General features: G+C 54.0%; 6 protein-coding genes and 1 pseudogene. 2 read left to right on the top strand and 5 right to left on the bottom strand.

The features are described 5' to 3' along the window. From H8Q75_RS02650 to H8Q75_RS02670, 5 genes and pseudogenes are all read right to left on the bottom strand, one after another. Nucleotides 1-460 (bottom strand): annotated as a pseudogene (locus tag H8Q75_RS02650) (hypothetical protein); the annotation flags it as partial. Further along, on the bottom strand, nt 444-854 hold the full coding sequence (locus tag H8Q75_RS02655; RefSeq protein ID WP_024124985.1) for a Nif11-like leader peptide family natural product precursor: 411 nt from the start codon (nt 852-854) through the stop codon (nt 444-446). The pseudogene H8Q75_RS02650 and the gene H8Q75_RS02655, both read right to left, overlap by 17 nt. A 73-nt stretch (nt 855-927) precedes the next feature. Beyond that, on the bottom strand, nt 928-1,869 hold the full coding sequence (locus H8Q75_RS02660) for a folate-binding protein YgfZ (protein ID WP_024124984.1): 942 nt from the start codon (nt 1,867-1,869) through the stop codon (nt 928-930). 3 nt (nt 1,870-1,872) lie between these two features. Then, nucleotides 1,873-3,057, bottom strand: coding sequence for a class I SAM-dependent methyltransferase (locus H8Q75_RS02665; RefSeq protein WP_297040266.1), 1,185 nt, complete (start codon nt 3,055-3,057; stop codon nt 1,873-1,875). Next, nucleotides 3,041-4,108, bottom strand: coding sequence for a thiamine phosphate synthase (locus H8Q75_RS02670; protein WP_297040269.1), 1,068 nt, complete (start codon nt 4,106-4,108; stop codon nt 3,041-3,043). The genes H8Q75_RS02665 and H8Q75_RS02670 overlap by 17 nt, the downstream gene beginning before the upstream one ends. Before the next feature lie 87 nt (nt 4,109-4,195). On the opposite strand from H8Q75_RS02670, the gene H8Q75_RS02675 reads away from it, so the two are divergent. Both H8Q75_RS02675 and H8Q75_RS02680 read left to right on the top strand, forming a co-directional pair. Continuing rightward, complete coding sequence (locus tag H8Q75_RS02675; RefSeq protein ID WP_024124981.1) at nt 4,196-4,753, top strand: SPOR domain-containing protein; 558 nt, start codon at nt 4,196-4,198, stop codon at nt 4,751-4,753. Between the two features lie 153 nt (nt 4,754-4,906). Next, entirely contained in the window at nt 4,907-6,256 is a 1,350-nt protein-coding gene (locus H8Q75_RS02680; RefSeq protein ID WP_024124980.1) for a DNA methyltransferase, read from the top strand. The last annotated feature ends 55 nt before the right edge of the window (nt 6,257-6,311 follow it).

Raw genomic sequence — 6,311 nt, forward strand, 5'->3', positions numbered from 1 at the left:
AAAGCTTTAGTCCCCGCAGGAGCGTTGACAGCCCCGTCCCACCCCCAATGGCAACAATTTTCGGTCCTCGCCCCAGGCGCCGATAGGTGAGGAGTCGCTCCACCAGGGCTTGATCATCTTCTGGCAACAGCACTTCGGTAATGGAACCCAGGGTACGCGCATAACCCCAAGCAATCAGTGCCAACCCCCCAAGGAGCAGTAAAGGGCCACTGATGTAACTGGGCACAAAACGCGCCACACTCTGGAGGAACTGCTCCAGAAATTGCAAGAAGTAAAAAATAGGGGTGAGATTGATGCTAATGGCAAAGCCCAGACTAGCAAGCAAAACCCCAACGGCACTAATGAGGAGCCATCGCTTCACCAGTAGCCCAGGCAGAAGCCATTGGGACCACAAGCGGATTTTACGACGTGCCGGACGCAGTCTCACTGAGAGTTGTTGAGCCTTATTCGCTCTCCTCATCCGCACCTATACCCAAATAGGTTTTACTAAGGTAGCGGGCGAGGCGCTGAAGCGGATTGGTCACTTTAGTTTTGTGTTCAGCGTGATCCCTGTTCACCGGAACCCCTAAAATCCCTGAAAATTCCTCATCGCTCATTTCCCCTGCTTGGTGCTGGGCAAAGGAATCAACCACCTGAATTAGCTCATCGGTGGAAAATTCAAACCCATGCTGACTGGCAAAATCCACTACTTTCGGCGCCATTTCTCCCCGCAGCGCCGCCAGCTCCTCGGCATCTAGTTCGGCAGCCCCACTAATGTTGCCATCTCCGACCCCCAGCAGTTTTTCCAATTCATCCCGCAGTTGGGCATCCTCAGCGGTCTTTTGCATGAACGCTAGTACCTGTGCCGTGGCCATAGGCTTCCTTCCTTCGCTCAGTAAATGTCTGCACGAGCCGATTGGATTATAACATTCTCTAATGAGAGTATTTTTAGACAACAGTTCTTAAGAAGGGTACCTCAACTACCTGGGCCATGACGCCCTCTGGGGTGTGCAACGTTAGGCCAGCCCCACCAACTTTTGTGCGCACATACCCAAGGCCAAAGGCACCCCTCCCTAGGGGAGTGCAACTGGTAACAAGACCCACTTTTTCACCCTCTAGGATTAAGGGTGTAGGTGGTGTCACTGCCGCGGTGAATTCCAGTCCCCAGAGGTGTTGTTTGACTCCTTGGTAGGTGTTCAGACGAGCGATTGTCTCTTGGCCGATATAGCAGCCCTTATTAAAAGAAATGGTATGCCCTAACCGTCCTTCCAGGGGGTTGTACGCTTCGGTGAGTTCGGCATCGGCAGCGGGTCGACCTTGGCGGATGCGCAGGTGCTCCCAGTCGGTATCACTGAGTTGGGGATAGGGGCTCAGGAGATCCCTGAGGGGGCGATCGCTCCAAAGGGTTAAACCGGGAATGGCTAAGCCACTGGTGGCAGCAAGGGTTAAGGGGGCATCTTCATGGGTGATGGTGACATGATCGTAGGGATTGGCCAATGGTCCTAGGCCAAACTGGGCAGTCATCTTTTCAGCAACGCTCCCAAAAACTCGATAGCAATAGCTCTCAGGGGTGCGATCGCTGAGTTGGACATCATCGCCAAAGAAAATGTACTTATCAAGCCACTTTAGGAGAAACTCGCGGCGCTGCGGTGATACCAGTAGATCCACCCACTCCTGATGGACCAGGAGAGTGACAAGATCAAGGGTGCGGGCGGTTGAGGTCAAGAAAACGGTATCAGCCCCTTGACCGGGTTGCAGGGCAAGGCAGTGATTTGAGCTTTGATTGTGCAAAAACTTCAGGCGATCGCCCCCCGTGAGGCGCAGCCGCCCCCAATGACTGCAATCATAGACCGCACCACTTGTAGAGACTGTTTCCAGTAGATCCGTCATGCTTTAGACTCCCAAGAGAAGTAAGTGCCGCTCAAGGAGCGATCGCACCCCCGCTAGGTCAAAGTCTGGCTGTTGTGCCAATAACTCAGCCACAGTTGCCTTACCGCTGGCAGCGTTCAAGAACTGTTGTTCGGCCGGGTTGAGGTGGATCACCTCGTAGTGGCAGTTAAAGACACAGGCCCCTGGCCAACTGTCAATGCAGGGGTGGCGCCAGGGAATCGCTGCCAAGAGGTCCCGATCTGCTGCCCAATCGTGACGCGGCAGTGGCGGCTTAGCCAAAAAGAACTCAAAGTGGGTCATGGCCTCAGGGTCAAGGCACTCAATGAGTTGATATTGCTGGATGGGGTCGAGTTGCTGTGCCCGTTGCAACAGTTCCGGCTGGCTGCCCAATAGCCGCTCTAGCTGCCAAACTTGAGGGTTGGAAAAGCCGATAAATTCTAAGCCTGAAGCACGAATGAGCTCAAATAGGCCGGCGATCGTATAGTCAATTTCCTGGGGATGCACATACATATCGGCAAAGCATTCATCCCGCTGATTCTCAAGACTCCAGCGCTCCTGCTCCCGCTTTTTCAGGCGATTGTTCTCCGGCAATGCCGCAAAGAGTTGTCGTCCAATAGCCACTCCCTCGCGATAGTTGTGGCGATCGCTCCCCTGAAGAAGGGCAATGGCCTGCTGCATCAGCTTAATTTCCCAGCGACCGTATTCACCATAGACAAAGATATGAAAAATGCCGCCGGGGGCAAGGACATCGGCAAGGGCTTGAATCCCCCGCTGCGGCTCCGGCAGGTGGTGCAGCACCCCGACACAGTTAATCATCTGGAAGGTTTGCCCCAGTTGCGCCACGTCCTCTAGGCTAAGGTGGTGAAATTGGACATTGGTGGCGCCCGATCGCCGGCAGCGTTCGCGGGCAATTTCCAAAGCACCCTCACTGAGATCCAAAGCAGTAATCTTTGCCTGCGGATTCAAATGGGCTAGATATTCCGTCCCCACACCCGTGCCACAGCCGGCATCGAGAATGGCAACATCTAATTGGGAAGGATAACGCCCTGTGCAAAAGCTATAGGCTGCTGGCCAAGACCAGCGCCAGTTATACCCCGGCGGTGGCCCAGCAAGGAGCGGTTCCGGGGGAAAAGGATAGGTATTATACAGTTGCCGCACAGCAGCAGTAATCTCAGCCGCCGAAGTCATGGTTCCTCCCTTGGGATAGGCGTCGCAATAGCTCCCGCGTTGTCGCTTCCGGATCCGTCGCCTCCATAATGGCGCGAACAACAGCCACTTGGGTGGCTCCTGCCTTGATGACCTCCTCAATGTTGCTCAGATCAATCCCGCCAATGGCAAACTGGGGCATCGGGGCGTGTTTGCGGGCGTATTGCAGATAGTCAAAACCAACAGCTGCTTTACCAGGTTTGGTGGGGGTAGCAAAAATCGGTCCAACACCGACATAATCGGCACCTTCGGCAATGGCCCGCTCCAGTTCTTGCGCATTGGTGGTAGAACGTCCTACCAGGCGATCGCGCCCTAGGATTTGTCGCGCCAATTCCATGGGAATATCCGTCTGTCCAAGGTGCACGCCATCGGCGTTGGCGCCAAGGGCAATATCCACGCGATCGTTGACCAAGAACAGGGCGCCGTAGCGTTGGCAGAGTGCTTGCAAGTGGCGAGCCGTTGTCAGGCGGGTATGATCATCGCTGGTTTTATCGCGATATTGCACCAGGGGCAATCCTCCCTTTAATGCAGCTTCAACAATTTCCAGTAGGCGATCGCTGGGGGCGGTCACCAGATAAAGCTTTGCCCCTTGCAGTTGCCGCAGTCGAGCTTGAAGCGGGTTGAGGCTCAGGGCCTGCTCCAGAATGTAAACGCGATAGCGTAGAGCTTTAGCGGTTTCACTCAGCTCGGTATCCGTTAATTTCCCATACTCCTCAATCACCCGTAGGGCTTCTTGAACACGGGCAAAGTTGGCGGTGAGCACCGCGCTAAGGGTCTGGCGATCGCGCTCCTGGGGATGACTTAAGGCAGTCCCCGGATCCTGATCCGTCTGCCGTGCTGCCCGCAACTCCTCAGTATGGTAGCGACCTAGGGTTTGGCGCAAATCTTTGCATTCTGCACTGAGGTTAGCATCTTCGCGGCCAAAGCGGCACCATTCCTCAATCACCCGCAAACCTTCGCGGGCACGGTCAAGGTTGGCATCAAGAATCCGCCGGATGCGTTGCCCCTCAGATTCGGGAGCTAAATTTTGCATAGCACGTCCGATCCCCACAGAAAAGAATCAACACAGTTCTGTTCACCGTTCATCGGCGTTGTTGATAGAGCGATGATGAAGTCTTTGATGAGCCGTTTCAGCATTCACTCCCAGCCGTGGTTGAGTCACCTATGTTTGATCCTAATGGGTTGGGGGACGCCCGTATTCGCGGCAGAACCGATTCCCATCCCCGTGCCACCGCCAGAGGTGAATACCGTCATCCCCATTCCCGTCCCTGCCCCAGAGGTGAGTACCGCTCCAATTCCCACCCTGGCGCCGCCGCAGCTGGACAGCTCCCGCGAACGATTACCGGTGCCCAGTGACCCGATTCCGATGGGATTTGTGGGGAGCGATCGCGCGATGAATCAATTGCCCCCCCCACCAGAGATTTCTAACGCCGACTCAGCAATACTAGCTCCTGTAGCTCCCAAAACGTGGTTTCGGGTGATTGTTTTGGATTTACGGGAGGAGGATGTGGCCAATCAAGAACGCCTGCGATCGTTGGTTCCCGAAGTTGTCCCCATTACCCTTGGCCAGCGCCGCGCCCTACAGGTGGGAAGTTTCCGAAACGAGGCCAATGCCACCCAGATGCGTGCCTTTATGGAGGTCAATGGCTTTCGCGCTGAGATTCAACGTCTCCCCTAAACGACCTCAATCGGATCGGAAATGCCGCGAAGCGGTCTAGGTATTGTAGGCTTTTTGGCGCAGGGAAATAGCCCCCTGCCCAAGCAGTCAATTTTTCATACACTTAGAGAAATACACTTAGAGAATTAGTAGCAAATTGCCACAGGAGTTGAGTTGCCTCAAAATTCTAAGGATACCAAAATCTCCAGGGACAACAGCAATATCAACAAGATAAATGAGCAAGACCGCCCCTTCCATGACTGGTATCGGTTTGTGTTGTCCTATCCACCCCACCTTGTGAGGGGCTACATAGAAGACTTTGGCCTAAATGAAGGGAGTGTCATCCTAGACCCCTTTTGTGGCACAGGGACAACGCTTGTTGAGTCGAAGCGCCAAGGCATTCCATCGTTGGGTATGGAAGCCAATCCCTTCGCCCATTTTGCGACATCGGTAAAGACCGATTGGAGGGTTGATCCTGATTTACTGTCCAGTCACTCCTGGGAGGTGGCAGAACTTGCCCTTAATATCCTGCGGCAGCAAGGGATAGAGGACTCAGTGCCTTTTGCGGCGGATGTTGCTGGCCTACCGCTACGCCAACTCTCTCCAGAGCAACATCAACTCATCCTTGCGGGGTCGATCAGCCCAATTCCCTTACACAAGGTATTGGTACTTCTTGACTGCTTAGAGAAATACAGAATGGAAAAGGTCTATCGGCATCAATTGCTGGCGATCGCCCACACCCTCGTTTTTGCCGTCAGTAATTTGCGCTTTGGTCCTGAAGTGGGTGTTGCTAAAGCCAAGGTTGATGTGCCAGTAATTCGTGCTTGGCTTGCCAAGATTGGTGAAATGGTGGAGGATTTGCGGCGGGTACAGGATCAGGAGGATACCCCTGCCCACGTCTATCTGGCCGATGCAAGAGGTCCTGACAGGGTCTTGCCCCCGCAGTCGATTGATGCGGTGATCACCTCACCCCCTTACCCCAACGAAAAGGACTACACCAGAACAACCCGCCTCGAGTCGGTGATCTTAGGCTTCATTAAAACCAAGGCTGATTTACAAACCCTTAAGAAGGGTCTCATCCGTTCTAACACTCGCAATGTGTATAAAGCCGATGATGACGATCGCTGGATTCAAGATCACCCTAAAATTCAGGCGATTGCAGATGCCATTGAACGCCGCAGAATTCAACTGGGTAAGACCTCCGGCTTTGAGAAACTCTACGGCAGAGTCACCAAACTCTATTTTGGTGGCATGGCCCGTCACTTGGCTGCCCTGCGATCGCTGCTGCGCCCCAATGCTCAACTCGCCTATGTAGTTGGTGACCAAGCCTCATACTTGCGGGTGATGATTCCCACAGGTCAGTTATTGGCTGAGATTGCTCAGGCGCTGGGCTATGAGGTTGTGCGCACGGATCTTTTCCGAACACGGTTTGCCAGTGCCACTCAGGAACAACTGCGAGAAGAAGTCGTGATCCTACGCTGGAAAGGCTCATGCAGCCAATTCAGATCAGCTGAGGGGCAGTAGAATTACGGTAGAATAAGGCATCAAATTGGCAGTACACCCACCCTATGGTTACCTC

The sequence above is a fragment of the Thermosynechococcus sp. OHK43 genome, assembly GCF_014466085.1.
Classification (GTDB): Bacteria; Cyanobacteriota; Cyanobacteriia; order Thermosynechococcales; family Thermosynechococcaceae; genus Thermosynechococcus.

Excerpts from the sequence above, each read along its gene's own strand:
- H8Q75_RS02655 (WP_024124985.1), bottom strand. The coding sequence starts at position 854 with ATGGCCACGGCACAGGTACTAGCGTTCATGCAAAAGACCGCTGAGGAT.
- H8Q75_RS02660 (WP_024124984.1), bottom strand. The coding sequence starts at position 1,869 with ATGACGGATCTACTGGAAACAGTCTCTACAAGTGGTGCGGTCTATGAT.
- H8Q75_RS02665 (WP_297040266.1), bottom strand. The coding sequence starts at position 3,057 with ATGACTTCGGCGGCTGAGATTACTGCTGCTGTGCGGCAACTGTATAAT.
- H8Q75_RS02670 (WP_297040269.1), bottom strand. The coding sequence starts at position 4,108 with ATGCAAAATTTAGCTCCCGAATCTGAGGGGCAACGCATCCGGCGGATT.
- H8Q75_RS02675 (WP_024124981.1), top strand. The coding sequence starts at position 4,196 with ATGAGCCGTTTCAGCATTCACTCCCAGCCGTGGTTGAGTCACCTATGT.